This is a genomic window from Candidatus Acididesulfobacter guangdongensis, from assembly GCA_004195045.1.
In the GTDB taxonomy this organism is placed as follows: domain Bacteria; phylum SZUA-79; class SZUA-79; order Acidulodesulfobacterales; family Acidulodesulfobacteraceae; genus Acididesulfobacter; species Acididesulfobacter guangdongensis.
The window spans coordinates 62,485-86,807 of record SGBC01000002.1; the positions used below are offsets into that span (position 1 = coordinate 62,485).

General features: G+C 35.1%; 16 protein-coding genes, 2 tRNA genes, 3 rRNA genes and 1 pseudogene. 17 read left to right on the plus strand and 5 right to left on the minus strand.

Annotation, left to right across the window (positions count from 1 at the left end):
• Window positions 1-507: 507 nt before the first annotated feature.
• The 3 genes from bfr (at window position 508) to EVJ46_04475 (ending at window position 2,643) form a co-directional block, all read left to right on the plus strand.
• Window positions 508-972 carry a bacterioferritin gene (gene bfr / locus EVJ46_04465; GenBank protein RZD16292.1) on the plus strand — a complete coding sequence of 155 codons (465 nt, stop codon included), beginning with the start codon at window positions 508-510 and terminating at the stop codon, window positions 970-972.
• Between the two features lie 40 nt (window positions 973-1,012).
• Complete coding sequence (locus tag EVJ46_04470; protein ID RZD16293.1) at window positions 1,013-1,957, plus strand: 1-phosphofructokinase family hexose kinase; 945 nt, start codon at window positions 1,013-1,015, stop codon at window positions 1,955-1,957.
• A gap of 356 nt (window positions 1,958-2,313) precedes the next feature.
• Window positions 2,314-2,643 (plus strand): hypothetical protein, encoded by a 330-nt coding sequence (locus EVJ46_04475; GenBank protein ID RZD16294.1) that lies wholly within the window; start codon window positions 2,314-2,316, stop codon window positions 2,641-2,643.
• Window positions 2,644-2,906: 263 nt separating this feature from the next.
• Here the strand turns inward: EVJ46_04475 and EVJ46_04480 are convergent, their stop codons facing one another.
• Window positions 2,907-3,320 carry a DoxX family protein gene (locus EVJ46_04480; protein RZD16295.1) on the minus strand — a complete coding sequence of 138 codons (414 nt, stop codon included), beginning with the start codon at window positions 3,318-3,320 and terminating at the stop codon, window positions 2,907-2,909.
• A 112-nt stretch (window positions 3,321-3,432) separates the two neighbouring features.
• Window positions 3,433-3,654 carry a CDGSH iron-sulfur domain-containing protein gene (locus tag EVJ46_04485; GenBank protein RZD16296.1) on the minus strand — a complete coding sequence of 74 codons (222 nt, stop codon included), beginning with the start codon at window positions 3,652-3,654 and terminating at the stop codon, window positions 3,433-3,435.
• Window positions 3,655-4,025: 371 nt separating this feature from the next.
• Here EVJ46_04485 and EVJ46_04490 point away from each other — a divergent pair, with 371 nt between their 5' ends.
• The 13 genes from EVJ46_04490 (at window position 4,026) to EVJ46_04550 (ending at window position 19,854) form a co-directional block, all read left to right on the plus strand.
• Window positions 4,026-4,334 (plus strand): transcriptional regulator, encoded by a 309-nt coding sequence (locus EVJ46_04490; protein ID RZD16297.1) that lies wholly within the window; start codon window positions 4,026-4,028, stop codon window positions 4,332-4,334.
• A 284-nt stretch (window positions 4,335-4,618) separates the two neighbouring features.
• A complete protein-coding gene (locus EVJ46_04495) occupies window positions 4,619-5,140 on the plus strand; it encodes a hypothetical protein (protein ID RZD16298.1) in 522 nt (173 codons plus the stop codon).
• A 291-nt stretch (window positions 5,141-5,431) separates the two neighbouring features.
• Complete coding sequence (locus tag EVJ46_04500; GenBank protein RZD16299.1) at window positions 5,432-6,310, plus strand: sulfite exporter TauE/SafE family protein; 879 nt, start codon at window positions 5,432-5,434, stop codon at window positions 6,308-6,310.
• A 336-nt stretch (window positions 6,311-6,646) separates the two neighbouring features.
• Window positions 6,647-7,147, plus strand: a complete 501-nt coding sequence (locus EVJ46_04505; protein ID RZD16300.1) for a thiol peroxidase — start codon at window positions 6,647-6,649, stop codon at window positions 7,145-7,147.
• Between the two features lie 367 nt (window positions 7,148-7,514).
• Window positions 7,515-8,618 (plus strand): peptidase, encoded by a 1,104-nt coding sequence (locus EVJ46_04510; protein ID RZD16301.1) that lies wholly within the window; start codon window positions 7,515-7,517, stop codon window positions 8,616-8,618.
• Window positions 8,619-8,728: 110 nt separating this feature from the next.
• The gene (locus EVJ46_04515) at window positions 8,729-9,829 is read left to right on the plus strand and encodes a prepilin peptidase (GenBank protein ID RZD16302.1); all 1,101 of its coding nucleotides are present in this window, start codon (window positions 8,729-8,731) and stop codon (window positions 9,827-9,829) included.
• 282 nt (window positions 9,830-10,111) lie between these two features.
• A 16S ribosomal RNA gene (locus EVJ46_04520) occupies window positions 10,112-11,664 on the plus strand.
• 65 nt (window positions 11,665-11,729) lie between these two features.
• Window positions 11,730-11,806, plus strand: a tRNA-Ile gene (locus EVJ46_04525).
• Between the two features lie 24 nt (window positions 11,807-11,830).
• A tRNA-Ala gene (locus EVJ46_04530) sits at window positions 11,831-11,906 on the plus strand.
• Between the two features lie 88 nt (window positions 11,907-11,994).
• Window positions 11,995-15,013 (plus strand): 23S ribosomal RNA (locus tag EVJ46_04535).
• A gap of 85 nt (window positions 15,014-15,098) precedes the next feature.
• A 5S ribosomal RNA gene (gene rrf, locus EVJ46_04540) occupies window positions 15,099-15,215 on the plus strand.
• Together the 16S, 23S and 5S rRNA genes with 2 tRNA genes alongside form the textbook arrangement of a ribosomal RNA operon.
• Before the next feature lie 367 nt (window positions 15,216-15,582).
• A complete protein-coding gene (locus EVJ46_04545; GenBank protein RZD16303.1) occupies window positions 15,583-16,218 on the plus strand; it encodes a hypothetical protein in 636 nt (211 codons plus the stop codon).
• Between the two features lie 330 nt (window positions 16,219-16,548).
• On the plus strand, window positions 16,549-19,854 hold the full coding sequence (locus EVJ46_04550) for a heavy metal translocating P-type ATPase (GenBank protein ID RZD16304.1): 3,306 nt from the start codon (window positions 16,549-16,551) through the stop codon (window positions 19,852-19,854).
• Between the two features lie 2 nt (window positions 19,855-19,856).
• Here the strand turns inward: EVJ46_04550 and plsY are convergent, their stop codons facing one another.
• Entirely contained in the window at window positions 19,857-20,477 is a 621-nt protein-coding gene (gene plsY, locus EVJ46_04555) for a glycerol-3-phosphate 1-O-acyltransferase (GenBank protein ID RZD16305.1), read from the minus strand.
• A gap of 198 nt (window positions 20,478-20,675) precedes the next feature.
• On the opposite strand from plsY, the gene EVJ46_04560 reads away from it, so the two are divergent.
• A complete protein-coding gene (locus tag EVJ46_04560; GenBank protein ID RZD16306.1) occupies window positions 20,676-21,371 on the plus strand; it encodes a non-canonical purine NTP pyrophosphatase in 696 nt (231 codons plus the stop codon).
• Window positions 21,372-21,474: 103 nt separating this feature from the next.
• On the opposite strand, the gene EVJ46_04565 is transcribed toward EVJ46_04560, so the two are convergent.
• Entirely contained in the window at window positions 21,475-22,194 is a 720-nt protein-coding gene (locus tag EVJ46_04565) for a hypothetical protein (protein RZD16307.1), read from the minus strand.
• Window positions 22,195-22,777: 583 nt separating this feature from the next.
• A pseudogene (locus EVJ46_04570) lies at window positions 22,778-23,908 on the minus strand (NAD(P)/FAD-dependent oxidoreductase).
• Window positions 23,909-24,323: the final 415 nt, after the last annotated feature.

Below are 24,323 nucleotides of genomic sequence, written 5' to 3' on the forward strand. Positions count from 1 at the left end.
AGCAAAACTATCCGAAAATATCCGATAATACGAAACAGGGATGCCGGTATATTTTGACATTCCAAACAATTAGCAAATTTGATGCGCTTTAAAGAAAGGTTATGAGAACTTATAAGAATAGAAGGCAATTTTTTAATTGTTAAAATATTGCTAAAATTTTGTACAAATAATGTTTTGCTGTTATATATTTTGCTGCGGTAATTACCGACCGAAGATATATTGCAAAGGTAGTTCAAATCATGCATACCTATGGACAATGCAACACTGAGAAAAGAGAGGGAAATAAAAATAACCTGCAGATACTTTTTCATTATTTAAATTTTTGTCATTTATTTAAAATTATAAATATTCATTTAAAATAACATATTTTACAGGTTTTGTAAAATAAAGTTTTATGCTATAATATAAAGATAAATTTCTGTTAATTTCTGTTAATGAAATTTGCAGAACCGGCTATTTAAAATTATTATAAATTATTATTAAGCAAAATTAAAAAGGAGACGCTATATGAAAGGAAACGACAAAGTTATTGAAAAGCTAAATGCAAGGTTGGCAGATGAATTAACCGCGATCAATCAATACATAGTTCATGCGGAGATGTGCGACAATTGGGGTTACGATATACTTCATAAATCTATTGAAAAAAGAGCGATAGACGAAATGAAACATGCAGAAAAACTTATCGGGCGCATTTTGTTTTTAGAAGGCAGACCCGTTGTTTCTGATTTAAAAAAATTATATATAGGCGCCGATGTAGAATCACAGTTTAAAAATGACCGTATTGCGGAAGAACAGGCAATAAAAGATTATAATGACGATATTAAACTTGCAACAGAATTAGGCGACAACGGTACTAAAGAACTGCTTCAGTCTATTTTAGAAGATGAAGAAGACCATATTGATTCAATAGAGATCCAGCTTGACCAGATTAAACAGATGGGCATTCAGGTATATCTTTCAAAACAGATATAGGACTGATATGATGTTGAGAATATAATATAATCAGAGGAAAATTTTGAGCTTAATCGCAACATTGACATTAAATCCGGCTCTTGACGTATCTTATAAAATTCAGAGAATAGTCAACGACGAAAAGGTTCATTCGTTTGAGACCCGTTTTGATGCAGGAGGAAACGGTATTAATGTTGCGAGAGCCCTCAAAAAACTAGGATTTAGAGCATCTGCCTGCTGTGTCTTGGCAGGAGAAATAGGCAAATTAATTTCTAATACCCTGACCGGCGAATTAGACGACCCGCATTTTATATGGGGAGAAGGCGAAACAAGAATAAATTGCGTCATACATCAGATTGACCCTGTAACGCAGTATCAAATTGACGGTATCGGTCCAGATATTGATTCTTCGGTAATTGATAGGTTAGAAAAAGACCTCTATGAAAATTCAAAAGACGGATTTGCGGTTATTACAGGCTCATGTCCGTTAAATATATCTCCGAATATCTACTATATTTTAGCCGCAAGGCTTCAAAAATCAGGCGTAAAATGTCTCATTGACGCTGACGGCGACCTTTTAAAAAACGCCGTAAAAGCAAAACCTTATATTATCAAACCAAACATTCATGAACTAAAAAGATTAATGAACAGAAATATAAGTTCTGTTATAGAGGCGGCTTATGCAGCTCAAGAACTGCAAAAATACGGCATAGAATACGTATTTGTCTCTCTTGGACATGAAGGAGCCATACTTGCGTCAAGCGAGGGCGTATTTCATGCAGAGTCGCCGGAAGTGCCGGTTATTTCGAGTGTAGGCGCAGGAGATTCTATGGTTGCCGGACTATTAAGCGTAATCAGCAGCGAAGACGGCAATGCCGTAAAAGCATTGAAATTAGGTATTGCATGCGGTTCTGCTACTGTTCAAAAACCCGGCACAGAACTATTTACCATGGATTTGGTTGATAAATTAGTAGATAAAATTCAAATAGAACAACTAAAGTTATAGTCTATTTATTATGAAATCTTAGTTTTAAAAAACCGCTTAATAAAACTTAAAAATTTATGCGAAAAAAATTCAGATAATAATGAATGCCCCCGTTATCGATATACTGGATGAGAATTAATGATTTTCTTCACACTCACATAAAGACTGAATATAAAACTTATATGTAAAAATTATTATTTATATATAACAGGCAAAACCTAACTGATGCAAGAAGCCTATATAAATTTTTATATTTAGCAGTTGTTTTATTATAGGCAATTTCATTTTATAGGCTTGTTGCATTAATTTTTTTTTATGATAGTATATTATATATAGTTTCTCAACCGCGTAAGAAATTAATTTTATGGGGGTTTTTTATGAAATATGTTATTCAGGTTACAAACGGCACTATAATGCCTGCTCTTTCATTTAACGTAATTAAAAATTTGTCTGCAATAGAAGATACGGAAGAAATAACCGTCGTATTTTTCGGACCTTCGGTAGTTTCGCTTCTTCATCACGCTCAGCTCAGAAATCAGCTTAGGGACAGTCTTAATGAAAAAACAAAAATATACGTTTGCAGAAATGCAATGAATATGTTTGACCTTAAAGACAGCGATGTACCGGATTATGCCACGATAGTGCCTGCCGGCGTTTATGAAATTGCAAAATTGGTTAAATCCGGAGCGGTATATATTGCGCTTTGATGCGTAAAGAAACAAAGAAATAAAATTATAGCAAATACTGATTTTCAGGAATTATTTTAGTAAAATTTAATAATCATTTATTACTTTTTACCTTTTATTTACAATTAATAATAACTGTAATCATATAATAATATTGTAACGGCATATTGGCATATATAAATCAACCGGCAATTGCTTATTGCTTGTACATGTGCAGGTCAATATCAATAATACAAGCGCATATTGTTACAATATTATTATATATTTATTATATTGGTTGTTAATTATCTTAGAATAAACGGCAAATCTTTTTTTACGATAGAAGTTAAAGTGTAGTCTCCTGGACCCATAATAAAAATTGAAAGAGCTATCGTAAATTCGGTAAGGGCATATTCATAGCCGTTGTTCATAATGTTAAATCCATGAGGCAAATGCAAGATAAATATCGCGCCAAGCATGACTAGCATGATATTTAAAGCGCCTATTCTTGTAAGTACTCCTGAAACCATCGCTAAACTCCCCGTAAATTCTGCTATTCCTACTAAAACAGCAATTATAACCGGAAAATTCATATATCCGGCAAAGCCTGCAATGCCGGGACCGTCAAACCAGTCAAACAAAATACCGCTGCCATGATAAAAAAAACTTAAAAACAATACAAATCTTAAAAAAAATAATGCTGCAGAATTTGCTTTCATTTTTATTTCTCCATAAAAAATTATTAAATATAATATATTAGTTAAAAAATAAATTTTATATTTTTAAAATTTATTTTTTTATCAAAAGCAGATTTTAACAAATTTAGATAAATCATAAGTTTTTATGGCTTCCGTCGCAATATGGAAAGTTTTTTGATTTACCGCATTGGCAAATATAAACTGTCTCGCTTGTCGGTTCTAAAACAAATGGGGTAATATTTCCTGAAAGCGTTTTATGGCTTCCGTCGCAATAAGGCATATTTTTTGATTTTCCGCATTTGCAAATATAGGTTGTTTCCTTAATTCCATTTAAAACTAACGGTTCTTTTTTCATGATTTTTCTCCTTTTAATTAATTAATAATTTATTTTTTGTTAAAACCTGCGTTGATTTTATAATACGATTAATATATAATTATGTAAAGTATGCACTTTTTTGTCATATAGATACCAAAAATATACCTATTAATATTAGTACTACTATAATAATCAAATATTATTTGTATCAGTATAATTATTACTAAAATATACCTAACATTAATATTTTTATTATAATAATATGACAATAAAATAATTAAGATAATAATAGACTAAACAGATTATTATTTTATTGATTATTTAATTAAATAAATTTTTTGTTTTGACTAAATTAAAAAAAATAATATAAAATAATATAATGGATAGAAATTAATTTAAAAAAAATAAATATGAAAACAGATAAAATAATATGTCCTGTTGAGAAAACTCTCGAAATTATCGGAGGAAGCTGGAAAGTAAGAATATTAAGCGAACTTTTCACAGGCACTAAGCGCTTTAATGAGCTTAAAAAATGTGTAAACGGCATAACTCAGAAAATGCTTACTCAGCAGTTAAGAGATCTTGAAAATCAAGGAATTATTAATAGAAAAGTGTATGCCGTTGTTCCGCCTAAAGTAGAATATTCGCTTACAGATTTAGGAATAAGTTTAAAACCAATTTTGGATGCTATTCATGAATGGGGTAAAAGTCATCTATAATTTTTATTATTTAAAATTATAACTTGTTGATATTATTATATTTTATTTTTTTATTGTGCAGTCCCCAAAAAAATTTATATGACCTTTAAACATAGCAATATCAAGAGTTTTCTGTTAATAGCGATAAAGTTGGGTTAAGCTTTTTATTTATGGTCATTTAACATAGTTTATATTTTGTTTATATTTTTTAGTTTTTCATTTTTTATATGATTTTATTATGATATCTATATTATTTTGACATAAGAATACTATATATAATATTATAATTAATAAGGAATTATAAAATGAAAGAAAAAAATAACAAATTACCGTTATTTAATCAAATATTGGATGCTAATAATTTAAACATTGTAAGCAATTATTATATTGATATTGACATAAATAAAATAAATAATTTAAATATTGTAAATTCAATAGAAAAGATATATGGTCTTGAGGCATTAAAAGAAGTAATTACATATTATGAAGAAGAGAAAATAAACATAAAGTCTATAACGCGTTATAATATTAACGGAAAACTGCATGGTAAAACTGAAGGTTTCTACAAAAACGGCAAAAAGCATTACGAATTAAATTATCTCAACGGAAAATTGCACGGTAGGCAATTTATAAACTGGGTAAATCAAAAAACTTTAATAGAATTTAATTATAATAATGGAAAACCTGAAGGTCTGCAGGCTGAATACTCTATATGCGGGACGCTGCAATGGCAATTATACTGCGGCGGGGGCGATTTGGATAATCCTGACGGCAGAAAAAAAATAGCTGCTATAGAAACTGGTATAATTAATATGCAGCGCATCTGAAATATACTAAAGCAGGTGAAGTCCGATACAATTTCCAAGAGCGGCAATGACAATAACATAATAATATTGCAATGATTTAATGTTTATGCTATTATTTGTCATAATAAATAATATTTAGCATATGCTTAGTTGAGGGTTTATAAATATGCAGTGAGTAATTTATAAAATCAGTCAGTTAGACTGGATTAAAAAAACAAGTGTTCGGATATCGAGATATATAAATATCAGCAAAAATAATTTCTCAAGTTTTATTAAAGTTTTTCTTGCTTCACTTGACAAGCGGGAGGGAAAGTGATTTTCTTTTCCCATCTTATCTTTTACTTTATAGCATTTGCGTGGGCTTTGTTTACAGGGCTAATCTTTTCCACAATAGGCGCAGCCGGCGGAATATTTGCCAGTTTCGGTTTCATTACTATACTGCATGTAAAAGATGCAAATTCCGTTAAGGTCATGAGTCAGATCTTAACAATAGTAACCCCGTTAATTGCCGTTCCTTTGTTTATCAGACAAAAAAGAATTTCGTTAATTCTAGGCGCAATAATAGCTTCCGGAGGAATAGTCGGAGCTATTTTAGGTTCATGGTTTTCAAAACATTATTTATATGAGCTTAAATCGTTTAAATATTTTTTTGGCTATCTCACTCTTTTCATCAGTATTCTGCTTATATATAAAATTATTTCAAAAAAAAGAAAACAAAAACTTAATCCTTTATCAGACAAAAATTTAAAATTAGAAGATAATGCTATAAAAACTCTTGAAGTAAATTTCAGAAACGTAAAAATAAGATATTTTAATAAGGAATATAATTTTAATCCGATTTTTGCATTTATAGCAGGTATGGTTGTTGCTATAATTTCGTCTGTATTTGGAGTAGGAGGAGGTTTTTTGCTGGTTCCTTTTATGTCTGGGATATTGAATCTTCCGATGATGATAGTTGCGGGAACGAGCGTTTTTTCTATACTTATTTCATCTTTAACAAGCGTTACAAATTATCTTTCGATGGGCGTTCATGTTTTGCCTTTTTTATTATTAATTTCAATAGCAGGTATAATTGCGGGTTCTTTTTTAGGCCCTATAGTATCAAAATCAAAGTATGTTAAAGAAGAATATCTTAGCTATACGCTGATTGCCGTACTAATATTTATTGGTATTTTTTATATATTTAAATAATGCCGATATATTTTTAGATCGTATTTCAACTCAACACATTTCTCCGCCTGTTTTTTGCAATACTTATGTTTTTCTTTTCTATATATACTTCAACCGCTCTTTAATCGTTAGTCAAGTTTTATAACGGCAATAATTATTCATATCATTTAATAAATGATATTAATAATTATATTGAATATAATAATAAAATATGATATATATATATTTAAACAGATTAATAATAAAATGGTGTTTTATTTTTATTATTATTTATCTTTTTTTTAATAAGTAAGTAGAGTTTAAAAATTAACTACCGAATTTAAATTAACTGCTAAATTAACATTAAGGAGGATTAAAATGTCAGAAACAGTTTCTTTAAAAGGCAATGCTACATCGCTGGTGGGACCTGCATTAAATGTTGGAGATAAAGCTCCTAAAGTTATTGTTGTAGCTAAAGATTTAAAAGAAAAGGAATTGGGCGGCGAAAATGCAAAAGTTCAATTAATAATTACCGTACCTTCGCTTGATACTCCCGTATGCGAAATGGAAACAAAGAAATTCAACGAAATGCTGTCTAAGTTTGAAAATATTGATGTAAATATAGTTTCTATGGATTTGCCTTTTGCTCAAAATAAATTCTGTGAAAGTTTTAGTATAAAAAACATTACCGTAGCTTCTGATTTTAGATATAAAGATATGGAAAAATACGGTGTTATTATAGGTGAAGGCGCTTTGAAAGGATTAACCGCAAGAGCGGTTTTTATAGTGAATAAGGAAGGCAAAATTATTTATAAACAATTAGTTCCGGAAATAACGCAAGAACCCAATTACGAAGATGTACTCAAGGCGTTAAAATGATTTTATTAGTATATGTGTATGTATGGATATCTTAATATTTTATTAATATTAAATTTCAACTTATAAACGCTATAATACCCGTCATACGCAGACCGTAAAGCAGCTGCGCATGACGGGTAGATGATAAAGATAGATGCGTGTTAGATATAAACTGAACGAACTGCTAATTTCGTTATGTTAATAATGTAAATAAAGAAAAATACCGTTATATATAGGCAGATAGTTTTCTGTTTGACAACCATTGCCTGTCAAACAGAACATTATTGGATAAAAGAAAATAAACCAGACTGTGATTTTAGCGAATTAATAAAAATAATAATAAAAATATGAATAAAATAATAGAAAATAATCAAGAATATTGAATTAAATGGATAAAAAAACAATTATAGAAAATATATTCAAAAAAAATTTTAATATTAAGTCTGGTGAAACTTGCCTTATATATGCCGATAAAATTTTACCGGACGAAAATTTGACGGAAAACGATAGACAAAGAAGAATTAAGCTTATTGACATAGCGAATGACTTCAAAGAGATAGGAGCCGGTTTTGCTAAGATAAAATATCTGGAATACGATTCACTTAAAGAACACGGTACCGAGCCGCCTTTTTTAATTTGGGAGACAGCTTTCGGCGACAAAATTACCGATTTTATTGTTGAAAATAAATTATGGGATAATATAAGAAATAAAACGCTAAAACAAAATGAGAAAAATTTATTATCCGAATTTATAAAAACCAACAATAATAAATGTGTTAATTGCGTAATAGCTCTGCCTAATTTTTCAACGAGTCATACTTTATTTAGGGATTTATTGACCAAATACGGCAATGCAAGGTTTGCAAGTTTGCCTTTATTTGAAGATTCAATTTTTAAGACTGCTTTAAATATAAACCCTGTTGAATTGGCACGATTTACTTTAGAAGTAAATGAAAAGCTGAAAGATGCCTCAATTGTTAATATAACGTCAAATAACGGAACAGATGTAATTTTTTATATAAGAGACAATGGATTCATGGCTGACACCGGACTGCTTGACGAACCCGGAGCATTTAGCAATTTACCTGCGGGGGAGGTTTATACCGCTCCTGTCGAGGGGAAAACCGAAGGCAAATTTGTCATGGAATATTCACCTACTAAAAAACTAGACGAACCGCTTACCATTTTCATTGAAAACGGAAAGGTAAAGTACGTTGAAGGTATTGATAAATTTAAAGACCATATTATATCTGCTATAAAAAATAACGAGCTGGTTTCAAATATTGCAGAACTTGGTATAGGAACAAATAAATCGGCGAAAAATTTTTTAAACATATTGGAAGCTGAAAAAATATACGGTACTATACATATGGCTTTGGGAGACAATTCGTCTTTCGGAGGAAATGTAAGGGTTAATTTTCACGAAGATTTTATTCTGTTTAATCCGAATATCACGGTTACAACTAAATCAGGCACTGTATTCAAACTGTAAACTACTGTGCGTTGTATAAACATTTTATATAATCATTCATATTATAAAAAAGATTCAGAATTTTTTTCTATATTAATGGTATAAAGAGATTTAAATAAGTTTATAATTAAATGCTGCTGACGGATAATTTATTTTATTTTGCATCGTTTTTTGTATTTATTTTTGGTCTGATAATCGGGAGCTTCCTTAACGTTGTCATATATAGGCTGCCGGAAGGTAAATCTTTGTTATTTCCTGCATCATCGTGTCCTGAATGCGGAACAAAAATAAAATTTTACGACAATATTCCTATTGTCAGCTATATTATATTAGGAGGAAAATGCCGCGCCTGCGGTAATAGAATACCTGTTATTTATCCCGCTATTGAATTACTGAGCGCTGTTTTATTTTATTTATTATTCATAAAATTGTTTTATAACGCTTTTTTTCATTTTAACATAACTTCTTATGACCTGTCGCTTTTTAAAGATTATTTAACAGGCAGGCTTTTGTTGTTTATGGCATATGGTTTTTTTATATTTATTTTAATACCTATTTCTTTTATAGATTTTTTTCACCGTATAATTCCGGATTCTTTAAATATGACGTTGATTATAGCAGGGTTTTTATTTAATATTTTTTTGTTGCATAAAGGATTTCTGTTTCCTTTTGCCGGTTTTATTGCTGGAGGTTTATCTTTTTATCTGATAGCGGTTTTTTATGAATTGGTCAGAAAAAAAGAGGGGCTGGGCGGCGGCGACATAAAGCTGATAGCCGGAATAGGCGCATTTTTGGGGGTAAAAGGCGTTATTTTTACTATATTTGCAGGTTCTGTTTTTGGACTTTTAGGATTTATACTAAGCTTATTATATTTAAATATTCAAGACCGCACAAAAACAACAAGCAGTCGGAGCAATAAAGGAAATTTAATCCAAAACGACGATAATTATGACAGCGGCAATTACCATAGCGAAACAATCGGTAGCGCAAATTCTTTAGCGCATAATATCAATACCGTAAGCGCTAATGACAATGCCGCTCACATTGGCAGCAATAATACAAATCCGGAAATACATTTAGAGAAATCTGAATTAAACTTAAATAATAAAGCAGACGATAATTTCATATCCTCGAAAATACCATTTGGACCATTTCTTTCAATGGCTGCCGTTCTATATACTTTTTACGGAAGCTATCTTATGAATATTTATATAGATTTTATAAGAAGATAAATATATTGTAAATTGTTAAAAAAAACTTAAAAAAACCCTTGACATAATCTTTTCCTTATACTATACTTATAAAACACTTCGAAACATGGCAGTTCAAAAAACGGATAAAACCGCAATTGAAAATGATTAAAAAGAACCAAAACAGCCATTCGTAAGATCGGTCTTTGAAAACTAAACAGCATACAAAAATGCAATAAAATTAAAAAATGTCAAATGTAAGATGCGCTTAATGTCTTTGAATAATATTCAAATCATTAAGTACTCTTGTCAATAAACGTTTTGTTTTTGAGAGTTTGATTCTGGCTCAGAACAAACGCTGGCGGCGTGCCTAACACATGCAAGTCGTACGTGAAAGTCCCGCAAGGGACGAGTAAAGTGGCGACCGGGTGAGTAATACATAGGTAACCTACTTATAAGTTGGGAATAACAGTTCGAAAGGACTGCTAATACCGAATAATATATCACGGCATAAGCCGTGATATCAAAGATGGCCTCTTTACAATGCTATCGCTTATAAATGGGCTTATGAACCATTAGCTAGTTGGTAGGGTAATGGCCTACCAAGGCAATGATGGTTAGCTGGTCTGAGAGGATGATCAGCCACACTGGAACTGAAACACGGTCCAGACTCCTACGGGAGGCAGCAGTGGGGAATATTGCGCAATGGGGGAAACCCTGACGCAGCAACGCCGCGTGAGCGATGAAGGCCTTCGGGTTGTAAAGCTCTGTCAGATGGGAAGAAACCCCGTTACTCTAATACAGTAGCGGACTGACGGTACCATCAAAGGAAGCACCGGCTAACTCCGTGCCAGCAGCCGCGGTAATACGGAGGGTGCAAGCGTTGTTCGGAATTACTGGGCGTAAAGGGCGCGTAGGCGGTATAATAAGTTAGGTGTGAAATCTTCGGGCTTAACCCGGAAAGTGCACTTAAAACTGTTATACTAGAGTTCGGGAGGGGAAAGCGGAATTCCTAGTGTAGAGGTGAAATTTGTAGATATTAGGAAGAACACCGGTGGCGAAGGCGGCTTTCTGGAACGATACTGACGCTGAGGCGCGAAAGCGTGGGGAGCAAACAGGATTAGATACCCTGGTAGTCCACGCTGTAAACGATGAACACTAAGTATAGGAAGATTATTCTTTCTGTGCTCAAGCTAACGCGTTAAGTGTTCCGCCTGGGGAGTACGGTCGCAAGATTAAAACTCAAAGAAATTGACGGGGGCCCGCACAAGCGGTGGAGCATGTGGTTTAATTCGACGCAACGCGAAGAACCTTACCTGGGTTTGACATCCTCTGACAATTATAGAAATATAACTTTTTCAGCAATGAAACAGAGAGACAGGTGCTGCATGGCTGTCGTCAGCTCGTGTCGTGAGATGTTGGGTTAAGTCCCGCAACGAGCGCAACCCTTATCTTTAGTTGCCATCATTCAGTTGGGCACTCTAGAGAAACTGCCGGTGATAAATCGGATGAAGGTGGGGATGACGTCAAGTCCTCATGGCCTTTATATCCAGGGCTACACACGTGCTACAATGGTTTGGACAAAGAGACGCAAGTTTGCGAAAACAAGCAAATCTCATAAACCAAATCTCAGTTCGGATTGAAGTCTGCAACTCGACTTCATGAAGTCGGAATCGCTAGTAATCGCAGATCAGCATGCTGCGGTGAATACGTTCCCGGGCCTTGTACACACCGCCCGTCACACCACGAAAGTCTGCAATGCTAGAAATCGTGAAGCTAACTCGCAAGAGAGGCTAACGCTTAAGGTGTTGCCGGTAATTGGGGTGAAGTCGTAACAAGGTAGCTGTAGGGGAACCTGCGGCTGGATCACCTCCTTTTAAGGGAGTATAAAAAAATCTACGTGTCTGCTGTTTAGTTTTGAAATACTGGTCGGTAGGCTTATGGGCCTATAGCTCAGGTGGTTAGAGCACACGCCTGATAAGCGTGAGGTCTCTGGTTCGAGTCCAGATAGGCCCACCAATAGCTTAAGGCGTGTAAAGAATCGGGGGTGTAGCTCAGATGGCAGAGCGCCTGCTTTGCATGCAGGAAGTCATCGGTTCGATTCCGTTCACCTCCACCAGTTTAAAAGTGTTATTGTTCTTTGAAAATTGAACGTCTAATTAAGCAATTAAGAATTAGGATCAAGGCGAATTTTAAAGTTGTGTAACATAAGATTAAGTTACTAAGGGCTTATGGTGGATGCCTTGGTATCCGGAAGCGATGAAAGACGCGGTTAGCTGCGATAAGCGTTGGGGAGCTGCCAAACAAGTTATGAGCCAACGATTTCTGAATGGGGAAACCCGTCATGATGAACTTATGACATCTATTACTGAATACATAGGTAATAGAAGCGAACGAGGGGAACTGAAACATCTAAGTACCCTCAGGAATAGAAAACAATAGTGATTTCCTGAGTAGTGGCGAGCGAAAGGGAAACAGCCTAAACCAGATATAATTATAGTCTGCATGCGTTTTATATCTGGGGTAGTGGGATGCTTGTAGGAATCGTGCAGAGATTCCGAAAGAGTTACAAAATTAATTTATAGCTGAATATTCTGGAAAGTATAATCACAGAGGGTGACAATCCCGTAAGCGAAATGAATTAATCTCTTTTAAGTATTCCCGAGTACCGCGGAACACGTGAAATTTTGCGGGAATTATGGAGGATCATCTCCGAAGGCTAAATATTACCGGATGACCGATAGTGAACTAGTACCGTGAGGGAAAGGTGAAAAGCACCCCGAGAGGGGAGTGAAATAGTATCTGAAACCATTTGCCTACAATCAGTAGAAGCTCTATGTACATCAGCAATGATGGACAGAGTGACTGCGTGCCTTTTGCATAATGAGTCAGCGAGTTATTTTGTATAGCAAGGTTAAGCCGTTAATGGTGGAGCCGTAGCGAAAGCGAGTCTTAATAGGGCGATTTAGTTATACGAAATAGACCCGAAGCCAGGTGATCTACCCATGGCCAGGGTGAAGCAAGAGTAAAATCTTGTGGAGGCCCGAACACACTAACGTTGAAAAGTTAGGTGATGAGCTGTGGATAGGGGTGAAAGGCCAATCAAACCTGGAGATAGCTGGTTCTCCTCGAAATATATTTAGGTATAGCCTCGTAAATTAGTAACCGGGGGTAGAGCACTGGATGAGCTAGGGGTCTTACCGGACTACCAAACTCAATCAAACTCCGAATACCGGTTATGCAATTACGGGAGTCAGACTGTAGGAGATAACTTCTATGGTCAAAAGGGTAACAACCCAGATCGCCAGCTAAGGTCCCAAAATATGTGCTAAGTGGAAAAGGATGTGGAAACGCATTGACAACCAGGAGGTTGGCTTAGAAGCAGCCATCCTTAAAAGAAAGCGTAATAGCTCACTGGTCAAGTGAGTCCGCGCCTAAAATGTATCGGGGCTAAGCACATTACCGAAGCTGCGACTGTGTATTAATTTACACGGGGTAGAGGAGCGTTCCGACAACCGCTGAAGGTAGACCGAAAGGACTGCTGGAGGAATCGGAAGTGCGTATGCTGACATAAGTAGCGAGAAAATATGTGAAAAACATATTCGCCGTAAGTCTAAGGTTTCCTGAGCAAGGTTAATCCTCTCAGGGCTAGTCGATCCCTAAGTCGAGGCCGAAGGGCTTAGATAATGGAAAACGGGTTAATATTCCCGTACTGCAACTTTAACGCTATCAGCGAAGGGGGGACGCAGTAGGATAGATCGTCCGGCTGACGGAATAGCCGGTTTAAGCAGGTAGGATTGTACTTTGGAAAATCCGGGTACTTTAAGTCCGAGATGCGAATACGAAAGGCGAAAGTCTTACAAAGCGATTGATTCCACACTGCCAAGAAAATCCTCGTAGCGAGTTAAAGATGTAATCGTACCGCAAACCGACACAGGTAGACTGGGAGAGTATCCTAAGGCGCTTGAGATAACTCTGGTTAAGGAACTCGGCAAATTGACACCGTAACTTCGGGATAAGGTGTACCTGTTAATGTGAATGATTTACTCAGTAAGCATATACAGGTTTCAATAAAATGGCGGTAGCGACTGTTTACTAAAAACACAGGTCTCTGCAAAGTCGCAAGACGAAGTATAGGGACTGATGCCTGCCCGGTGCTGGAAGGTTAAAGGGAGGGGTTAGCACGCGAGTGCGAAGCTTCGAACTGAAGCCCCAGTAAACGGCGGCCGTAACTATAACGGTCCTAAGGTAGCGAAATTCCTTGTCGGGTAAGTTCCGACCTGCACGAATGGCATAACGACTTCCGCACTGTCTCGACCAGAGGCTCAGCGAAATTGAATTACCGGTGAAGATGCCGGTTACCCGCAACTAGACGGAAAGACCCCATGCACCTTTACTATAGCTTGACATTGGAGTATGGAATGATATGTGTAGGATAGGTGGGAGACTATGAAATCGGAGCGCTAGCTTCGGTGGAGTCACCCTTGAAATACCACCCTTATCATTCTGTGTTTCTAACTGCAATCCGTAATCCGGATTCAGGACAATGTCTGGTGGGTAGTTTGACTGGGGCGGTCGCCTCCCAAAGAGTAACGGAGGCGCGCGAAGGTTCCCTCAAGCTGATTGGAAACCAGCTTTAGAGTGCAAAGGCATAAGGGAGCTTAACTGCGAGACTGACGGGTCGAGCAGATACGAAAGTAGGTCTTAGTGATCCGGTGGTTCCTCATGAGAGGGCCATCGCTCAACGGATAAAAGGTACGCTGGGGATAACAGGCTGATCTCCTCCAAGAGCTCATATCGACGAGGAGGTTTGGCACCTCGATGTCGGCTCATCACATCCTGGGGCTGTAGCAGGTCCCAAGGGTTTGGCTGTTCGCCAATTAAAGTGGTACGCGAGCTGGGTTTAGAACGTCGTGAGACAGTTCGGTCCCTATCTGTTGTGGGCGTAGGATATTTGAAGGGAGCTGTCCTTAGTACGAGAGGACCGGGATGGACGAACCTCTAGTGTTCCAGTTATCACGCCAGTGGTAATGGCTGGGTAGCTATGTTCGGAAGGGATAACCGCTGAAAGCATCTAAGTGGGAAGCCCCCCCTGAGATAAGATATCCCCTGTAGCAATACAGCTAAAGATCCCTCATAGACCATGAGGTTGATAGGTCGGATGTGTAAGCATAGTGATATGTTTAGCTTACCGATACTAATAGATCGTGCGGCTTAATCTTTTTTTTAATATTTAAAATGCATTTTTCCTTTTTCTTAAATTGCTTAATTAACGTTTAATGGTTAATATTTTACGGAACAATATAAAGTTTTCGGTAACTATAGCATAGAGGGTCCACCCGTTCCCATCCCGAACACGGAAGTTAAGCTCTATTGCGCCGATGGTATTATGCGGGTAGCTGCATGAGAGAGTAGGTCGTTACCGAATTTTTTTTTATTATATATTTAATTGATATTTAAATATTAATTTTAAAAAGTTGTTAAAGCCTCTTTTAAATGCATGCTGAGTAAATGCATTTAAAAGAGGCTTTTTTTATTGGATTATTTGATTGTTAATATTTTGGCCTAATAAATACATTTTATTTATTAATATACGGTATTATAATAGATACTATATATTGAAATGAAATTATACTGTATAATAATATACACTCACTATGTAACGAAATGAAGTTATGGTATACTATATATATAGCATATATAGTATGTACTACAGCACTGCAGTGCTATGATATATCTTTAGTTTGTTCAACTTGTTATTAATATTAATAAATTAAATCTTTAGGAGATTGTTTATGAAGAAAATTAAAATTAAATTATTTTTTGCAGTGCTTGCATTTGCAGCTGTATCACTTCTCGGGTCAAAAGTTTATGCTGCGGCTGTCTGGTCTACACCTTGCGGATTCGGTAATTTTAGGGGAGAATCGTATTTATCCAGTCCGTGCAGTTCGTCTTACAATTGTTGTTTAGAAGCAGCACCGGTAAAAAAAACTGTAAAGATTAAAAAATTGGCTGCGCCTAAACCTGTAAGAATTACAAAAGCAGTTAAACCGATGATTGTCGAAAAAAAACACATTTCCTCTTATAACATTAGTGCAAGGATTAACAATATTCATTTTGGTTTTAATAAATATACTTTTACAAATAGAGATATTGCTATCCTTAAGAAAGATGCATCATTTTTAAAACACAATCCGAATATAGTAGTTCAAATTCAGGGCAATTGCGACAGAAGAGGCTCTGAGGGCTATAATTTAGCGTTGGGTTGGAGAAGAGCAAATGCCGCTAAAGTATATTTGGAGAAATTAGGCATAAATCCAAAGAGACTCAAAACAATAAGCTATGGCAAAGAAAAACCGATATGTACCGCTCACACGAGCAGCTGCTATGCGATAAACAGAAGAGACCATTTTGCCGTTGTTTCCAAATAGTATTGCTGCCGAGGCTGTGAGATGCAGATTGTATTTAACAAATTAAAAAATTAGGTATAAAATATTTATAATTACCGAATGTTGTTTACAGGGTTCCGTACTTGCTGTATGACGTTAGAAACTGTCATTTAACCGGTGCGGAGCTCTTGTTTTTTTTATTTCTGGAATACTTGTTTATTACTTATTATTTTTATTATTAATATCATATCGTTTTTAATTTTTTAAAATGCAAAATAAAGCATGAAATTATAATAATATAAACAATATAATAATAAGATAAGAACTGTGAAATATCAGTTTTATGTTAAATTTTAATTCAAATTCGGCATTATGAAAACAGAAAAAATTAATGTTTACGGAATGACTTGCGAACATTGTGTCAAAACTGTTGCTAAAGCCGTATCTTCCGTAAGCGGAGTTGAATCGGCGGATGTAAATTTACAGGGAAATTATGCGGTCATTAAATATGATGAAAATATAGCAAATCTAACCGATATTAAAAATGCAGTTTCTGAAGCAGGCTATGATACCGAAAACGGCAGCGCTGCCGATACGGGAGACAAGCCTGCCGACAATGATGACGATGGAACTGATGCAGGATTATCGAAAAATTTAAAACATTACCGGTTTAAAATAAGCGGAATGGACTGCGCGTCGTGCGCCGGAACTATTGTTGATACGGTTAAAAGAATTGACGGAGTAATTGACGCTAAGTTAAATTTTGTCAACGAAACTCTTTATGTTGATGCATCTATTGACAGACCTGAACCGGATGAAATTATAAAGATGATTAAATTTGCAGGATTCGGCGCAAAACTTTTAAATAATAGCCAGCCTGTTAATATGCAATTAAAATTAGACAGTAACGACAATATTCCGTCGGACGCTCTTAATATCAATGAAAGCTTTGAAAACACCGGCAATAAAGCAAGTATAAATTTCGCTAAACCCGACCGTGACGACCGTAAAGAAATTTTAAAATTTAAAATACAGGGAATGCACTGTACTAATTGCGCAGGAACTGTAGAAAAAAGTATAAAGAAGCTTCAAGGCATCGATAAAGTGACGGTTAACTTTGTCGGTGAGAGCGGCTCCGTTATTTACGATCCGTCCATAATTTCAAAAGATGATATTTTTAAAGCAGTTAAGAACGGCGGATATAAAGCCATAGATTTGAGCAGCAGCAATAATAGCGGTTCTGCAAGTTTACAAGACAGCACGGGTAACGTAAATACTGGTGCCGGTGAAAATCAATCAAACGGAATAAAAGCCGCAAATCATGAGTCTATAGCTTTAGGCGAGCAGCAGGTAGCGCTAACTAATGTTCAGGCGGTGTTAAAAAATTTACACGGCTATAATAAATTAAAATTTATATCCGCTCTGTTATATAGCGCACTATTTGGAAACATTCTAGATTGGAAAAAAGATTATTACTGGGTTGTTTTTACGTTTATTTTAGCTGTCCCCACGGTTTTCCTTACTTATATGAAGTTTATTGATGTTTTCGATATTTCAAATTTTTATAAGGCGCATACGGTTGCGGTTATTATTATATTATTTTTGATTGCGACGATTGTCCAATTCAGCGCAGGTTTTGCATTTTATAAAGGAGCGTACTATTCGCTTAAAAACGGTTCCTCCAATATGGATGTGTTAGTCTCTCTGGGAATTACAGCCGCATATTTCTACTCTGTAGCTTCTGTTTTTTTGATTAAAGGCTCTCTATATTTTGATACCGCAGTCCTGTTAATTCTTTTTATAAGATTCGGAAAACTTCTTGAAAAAATATCAAAAGAAAAAGCTGCTTCTTCGCTTAAATCACTTTTTAAACTTCAGGCTAATAAAGCAAATTTAATAGATAATAAGGGAAACATTGAAGAAATAGATACTAAAGATGTAAAGACAGGCGATACGCTTCTTGTTAAAAAAGGAGAAAAAATACCTGTTGACGGAGAGATTATTGAAGGCGAAACGTTAATTGACGAATCTATGCTTAGCGGAGAGCCTGTTCCGGTGGAAAAAAAGACTGGGGATAAAGTTACAGGTTCAACAATTAACAGCGGAAACATTATAAAAATTAAAGCGGTGCAGGTTGGCGCAAATACTGTATTATCTCAAATTGTCAGGCTGGTCGAAGATGCGCAGGCAGATAAAGCTCCGATTCAAAGGATAGCCGATAATGTAACAAATTATTTTGTCCCGGTCGTAATTATAATATCTCTTATAACTTTTATTTTATGGAAATTTGCTTTTCATGAAAGTCTTTTGTTTGCTATATCCGCCTCAATTGCCGTTCTCGTGATTGCGTGTCCATGCGCTATGGGTCTTGCAACGCCTATGGCTCTTATGATAGGAAGCGCAGTCGGACTTGAAAAAGGCATATTAATTAAAAAATCTTCCGCACTTGAAGAATTGGCAAGAATTAACTCTGTAGTATTTGATAAAACAGGAACCGTAACCTATGGCAAGCCTGAAATAACAGACGTAATTCCAATAGTCTCCGGCAATGTCAATTCTACATCTTCTTCTCCAGATTTTTCGGGCGCAGTGTACTCTGAAGACGAAATTTTGTCTATTGCCGCATTCGGCGAAAAATTTTCATCTCATCCAATCGCAAAAGCTATAACAGAAAAATGGGAGAAGACTATTAAAAACGGCGGTAAAAATGTTAATGAATTTAATAAATTAAATAAGTTTAACCGGCTGAATGATTTGACCGGCGCGTTAATAAATAACGAAGTTCATGCTGACGGCATAAATAATTTTATAAAAAATTATAATTATAAAGAAATAGGCGGATACGGTTTAAGTTTTACATATAACGGGAATAATATATTAATCGGCAAAAAAGAACTCTTTGACAATGCGGTTAAATATATAGACGAAAAATATACCGACGATAACGGCGGAAATAAAAGCGGAAATAAAAAAGATACTGCGGAAATTGAAATAATAAACAGGGCAGAGTTTGAAACATTAGAAAAAAAATTAAGTTCAGACGGAAAAACCGTAATAGGCATCGCCGTTGATTCTAAGATAATCGGTATAATTGCAATGTCGGATAAAATAAAAGAAGATGCTAAAGAAACCGTCGAAAAACTGAAAGCGATAGGGATAGATTCATACCTTCTAACTGGAGATAATTTAAAATCTGCTGAATTAACCGCTTCAAAAATTGGAATAAAATTTCAAAATATTATCGCAAATGTTTTACCTGAAGATAAATTAAAAGAAATAGAAAAACTTAAAAATAAAAATTTAACAGTCGCAATGATTGGAGACGGTATTAACGATGCTCCGGCTCTTGCGGCAGCCAATGTCGGAATAGCTATCGGAAGCGGAACTGATGTGGCGCGCGAAACAGGCGACGTCGTTCTCGTAAAAAGCGATATTAAAGACGTATATAAAAGTATATCTTTGGGTAGAAAAACATTAAGCAAAATTAAACAGAATTTATTTTGGGCATTTTTTTTTAATGGATTGGGTATTCCTTTTGCAGCCGGTCTGTTTTATCATTTTACGGGATGGCTTCTTCCGCCGGCTATTGCCGGAGCCGCAATGGCTGTTTCAAGTATAACCGTATCTCTTAATTCTTTGATACTGAAGGGATATGCAAAAAAAATGAATTTATTGTAATATTATAATTGTTTTTTTTTGCCTATTTTATTTTCTGTGCCGTTTAAAAGTCTTGTAATATTTGGAACATGTTTAAATATTATCAATAAAGAAATAAAACATGATGCAGTGAAGAAATCGATATTTCTTAAACTGTAAAAAACAAGAAAAGGCATAAAAAAAGCCGCCGTAATAGACGATAGAGAAACATATCTGCTTAAGAATATCATTACTATAAAAATAGCCAGAGCCATCAATACAGCCTCCGGCGATACTGCGGCAAAGACGCCTAGAGCTGTTGCGACGCCTTTGCCGCCTTTAAATTTTATATAAATTGAATAACAGTGTCCGATTATAGGCGCAATCATTATAATAGAAAGTATAAGAAACGAAAAATGAAAAAATTTATAATATTTAAAGGCGATATAAACGGGTATAAAGCCTTTTAGCGCATCCGCCGCCAAGGTTATTATGCCGTATTTTTTTCCGATTACTCTTGATACGTTGGTTGCTCCGAGATTTCCGCTGCCGGTTTTAGAAAGGTCCAATCCTCCGACTAATCGAGCTATTATCGCGGAGGTAGGAAAACTCCCCAGCAGGTAGGTTATTAGAATGTAAATAACGCAAGTAAGTGAATGATTCATTTTGCCTGATGTTTTTATCTGTAAATGTGATGTTGTTTATAGTAAAATATTACCATGAAACGATATTGCCGCACAGAATTAATGAATTAAGCTATTATATAATATTATTTTAAAATTATAAATAAATTATATGAGAATAAATAAACGGGTATCAAACTGAAAAAAAATAAAAAATAATAAAAAGGAGGCTGCAATACATTGAATATTCTCATAGGAACCGGTAATAAGCATAAATTTCAAGAAATTTCTTTTATTATGAAAGACTGTTGTAATGTCAGACTTATTTATGCCGACGATTTATTTGGTCAGAAAAATATAGTCGAAGACGGGTTAACATATAAAGATAATGCCTTAATTAAGGCGGAAGCATATTATGCTCTGCTAAAAAATAATGACAAAAGTAATAATAATATAGACTATATTGTATCTGAAGATACGGGATTGGAAGTTAAATGTTTAAATAACGAGCCAGGATTATATACGGCGAGATATTCTGAACTGCATGACGGCGCTGCCACAACAGTTCCGGCAAATGTAAACGGCAAAGACAATATTGCGGATATCAGAATTAATAACATTAATAAACTTCTAAATAAGATGAAGGCTAACAAGAAGGAGAAGGACTGTATTAACGGCAGGGAAGCAAAATTTGTCTGCTGGGCATGTTTATATGGAGTAAAAGATGGGAAGCACAATTTTTTCTATGGCGAATTGAACGGGTCAATTACCGAAAATCTTTCCGGTACAGCAGGATTTGGATACGACCCCGTATTTTATGTTCCTGAGTTTAATAAAACCCTTGCAGAGCTGAGCGAAGAAATAAAAAATAAAATATCCCACAGAGCAAATGCTATTAGCAAAGTAATAGATTTTATCAATATTAATAACAAATAACGGCTCAGTAACAAATCATAGCAAATTCAACCACCATAACATAACGTATTGCTGGCCGCTGTTTATTAAAGAATATTTTTTAGCTAAACAAATGAATAATTAGTTAACGGACCTTGTATATCATAGAACTTAAGGCGCTTAATCCGTTGTTAATTTTTAATGTTGCTTGATATACGTACACGCCGGGTTTAGTAGTAGGCGGTATTTTGACGTTCAGTTCCGTTTTGTACTTTCCTTCCCTGCTTATACTTGTTGTAGAAACATGGTTGTAATAAATCTTCCCGTTTATACCCTCAAGCAGTCTGTCTTCGGTAATAGCAGAATTCTGTATGCTTGTTCTGGTTCCCAGAACATTGTATGACATAATTAATTTTATTGTTTTACCGGGTGTTATTGTTTCGGGATGTATTGCAATTTTTAAGTTAGAAACCAAAACACCTTTTATCTGTTTAAAATTAAATTTAAAATTACTTGACGGATCGTATATGGCTTCGTTGCTGGCAAGTTGATAAGGGAGATTAAGCATTGAAAGCCCCCTTATATTTCCTTCTCTTGTAACTACATATTTTCCGGTTGCATACCCCACGCCGTACCCTATTGACAGTCCGGCTGCAGTACCTATTATTGCGCCTATAGGTCCGCCTGTCAATGCCCCTATAACGAAGCCCGTTCCCGCTCCGAATATTGCGCCAGTAGTGCCGCTTGCCGCAGTGGCTCTGGAGGTTGCGCATCCGCTAAGGGAAGATGACACAATAAAGATAGATAAAATTAAAATTATTATTACAGAAAATTTCTTTTTATAGTTTATGTCTTTAAAATTCATTTCAGCGCCTCTTGAATATGCTAAATTTATTAATATTTAATAATTGAATAACTGCTTAATAATAACAAATTATTATTATGATAATGCATAATAGCATAAAATGCAAGAGCTGAATCGTATTTTTATACTAAATATATTTATATCTTCGTTATTTTATTTAGATTTTTTCACTAAGTTTAAGAAGACAAAACCGAGAGATACAGCTCGCTTTATCTGATATATAAATGAATTTTGTTTTTTTATATCTTTTTTGGTAAATCTGAACATTGGTTTTATTTTATTTTTATTATTATCTGCCATTTTTCCGCCTTTTTAAATTTTGTCTTTTCTTTTTTTATATATGCATATATGTAGTTATATATACTAGTATATACTATTGGTTATATTACATAGACACAATTAAACTTTAATCCTGCAATAGAAAGTTATCTTTTGCTTAACCGAGCAAAGAAATGCATAAATATTTTCTATTGCAGGATTAAGGTTAAACTGTAAATATAGATAAATATAAACTCAAAATTTTAACCTGCACTGCCGAAAAATCTTCTGCGGTAAAGAAGCGGGAGATGTAAGACGCTCTGCTTTACGGAATTATTTTCCAGCCCGGTTTTGCCTGAAGTTTATATAAAAATGAATAATGAAGACCTATTTTATACCAGCCGCCGGCTTTTCCCACTTCTGCCACGGAATAGTCAAGATTTCTTCCGTACTCAGGGTACTCTTTCCTGTTTCTTGCCACAGGATATACAGCTATCGTGCCGGCAAGTCCATTAAAAAAACCTTCTTTCATTGAAGCGACGCAAAGTCCTGGAGTACTTGCCATAGACGCATTATGCGAAGGTTCTCTGCCTTCGACCATGTCAGCTATATTTAAAGCCGCAGCTTTACCTGACAATTCAGCCGTATATCCTGTTCTTGGAGGCGCAGGGCTTATTATCGTACCGTTAGGACTTTTGTTTGGTTTAGATAAAGGTCCGGGAGGAGCAAAGTTAATTCCTGCCGCAAAAATATTCTTATATAATTGGGTCTGGTATGTTTTCGGCCAGTCAGGACCGTCTAATTCTTCGTAAGGTTTTCCGTAGGCAGCGTCTACTTTTATGAATCCTGCAGGATTGCAAATCTTTTCCTTTATATCTTCTCCGTTTTTTCCTATCCATTTTATAGAATTCCCGGTAAAAGGAGGAAGTAGCATCGCGAAATTGCACTCAAGTTCTTTGAATTCGCCGTTTATATTTTCAGTATATATCTTTTTATCATCTATTTTATGCACATGACTTCTTATCTGATGTTTAATATCGCAATAGTTAAATACCCCTTCAGCCATCATCTCCGAAGTATATATTAACGATTCTTTCCTTACTTCAACGCCGTCCATACCGAAATCGCCAAGTTTGGGCTCGTTTGAAAGCCATGTTATTTCCGCCATGTCTCTCAGTTTTCTTTCAACAAGGTCATAATGGATATTTGCAATATATTCGAAAGCGGCTCCCTGACATGTGGCAGTTCCGTGTCCGGTCCCGACAAAAATTTTAACCTTATCGCCCTTTTTCATTCTTTCAATTAATGCAAGATAGTTTTTTGCTGTATCCATCGCGTGATGCGGAGTACAAATTGAATTATTATAACCGAATTCAGGATTTAGATTTTCGGTAGCTTCGAAATTTAATTTAGGACCCGTAGCCATAAGCAAAAAATCATATTCTATTTTATTTTGATTTGCTTCGTCGATATTTGCAGAATTAATATTATTTAACTTGTTTATATTTGTGTTTCCATTATGAGCTTTACCGTGAGTTGAATCTTGTTTTATATCTGCGTTTTCAGAGAGCATTTTGCTGCTATGCGTACTATTTAGGCTTTTGACATCGGAATCGATATCTGAATGTTCGATGATGACGAAATTATTGTCTGGATGAACTTCTTTTACAAACGCATGTTTAAAGTTAATATTTACTTTATCGTATATTTTTTTTAAATTAAATTGAGTTTTCTCTGCTTTCATTTTATTAACCCCTACCCATACTAAAGAAGGCAGGTAATTAAATGTGGTGTTGGGCGTGATTACCGTTATTTCATGTGTTCCTTTATTTTTTAAAATATCATTAAGAATTAAAGCACCGTAATGTCCG

Coding starts and splice junctions, on each gene's coding strand:
- EVJ46_04515 (RZD16302.1), top strand. CDS start 8,729: ATGCTGCTGACGGATAATTTATTTTATTTTGCATCGTTTTTTGTATTT.
- EVJ46_04510 (RZD16301.1), top strand. CDS start 7,515: ATGGATAAAAAAACAATTATAGAAAATATATTCAAAAAAAATTTTAAT.
- EVJ46_04545 (RZD16303.1), top strand. CDS start 15,583: ATGAAGAAAATTAAAATTAAATTATTTTTTGCAGTGCTTGCATTTGCA.
- EVJ46_04505 (RZD16300.1), top strand. CDS start 6,647: ATGTCAGAAACAGTTTCTTTAAAAGGCAATGCTACATCGCTGGTGGGA.
- bfr (RZD16292.1), top strand. CDS start 508: ATGAAAGGAAACGACAAAGTTATTGAAAAGCTAAATGCAAGGTTGGCA.
- EVJ46_04485 (RZD16296.1), bottom strand. CDS start 3,654: ATGAAAAAAGAACCGTTAGTTTTAAATGGAATTAAGGAAACAACCTAT.
- EVJ46_04550 (RZD16304.1), top strand. CDS start 16,549: ATGAAAACAGAAAAAATTAATGTTTACGGAATGACTTGCGAACATTGT.
- EVJ46_04565 (RZD16307.1), bottom strand. CDS start 22,194: ATGAATTTTAAAGACATAAACTATAAAAAGAAATTTTCTGTAATAATA.
- EVJ46_04490 (RZD16297.1), top strand. CDS start 4,026: ATGAAAACAGATAAAATAATATGTCCTGTTGAGAAAACTCTCGAAATT.
- EVJ46_04475 (RZD16294.1), top strand. CDS start 2,314: ATGAAATATGTTATTCAGGTTACAAACGGCACTATAATGCCTGCTCTT.
- EVJ46_04480 (RZD16295.1), bottom strand. CDS start 3,320: ATGAAAGCAAATTCTGCAGCATTATTTTTTTTAAGATTTGTATTGTTT.
- plsY (RZD16305.1), bottom strand. CDS start 20,477: ATGAATCATTCACTTACTTGCGTTATTTACATTCTAATAACCTACCTG.
- EVJ46_04495 (RZD16298.1), top strand. CDS start 4,619: ATGAAAGAAAAAAATAACAAATTACCGTTATTTAATCAAATATTGGAT.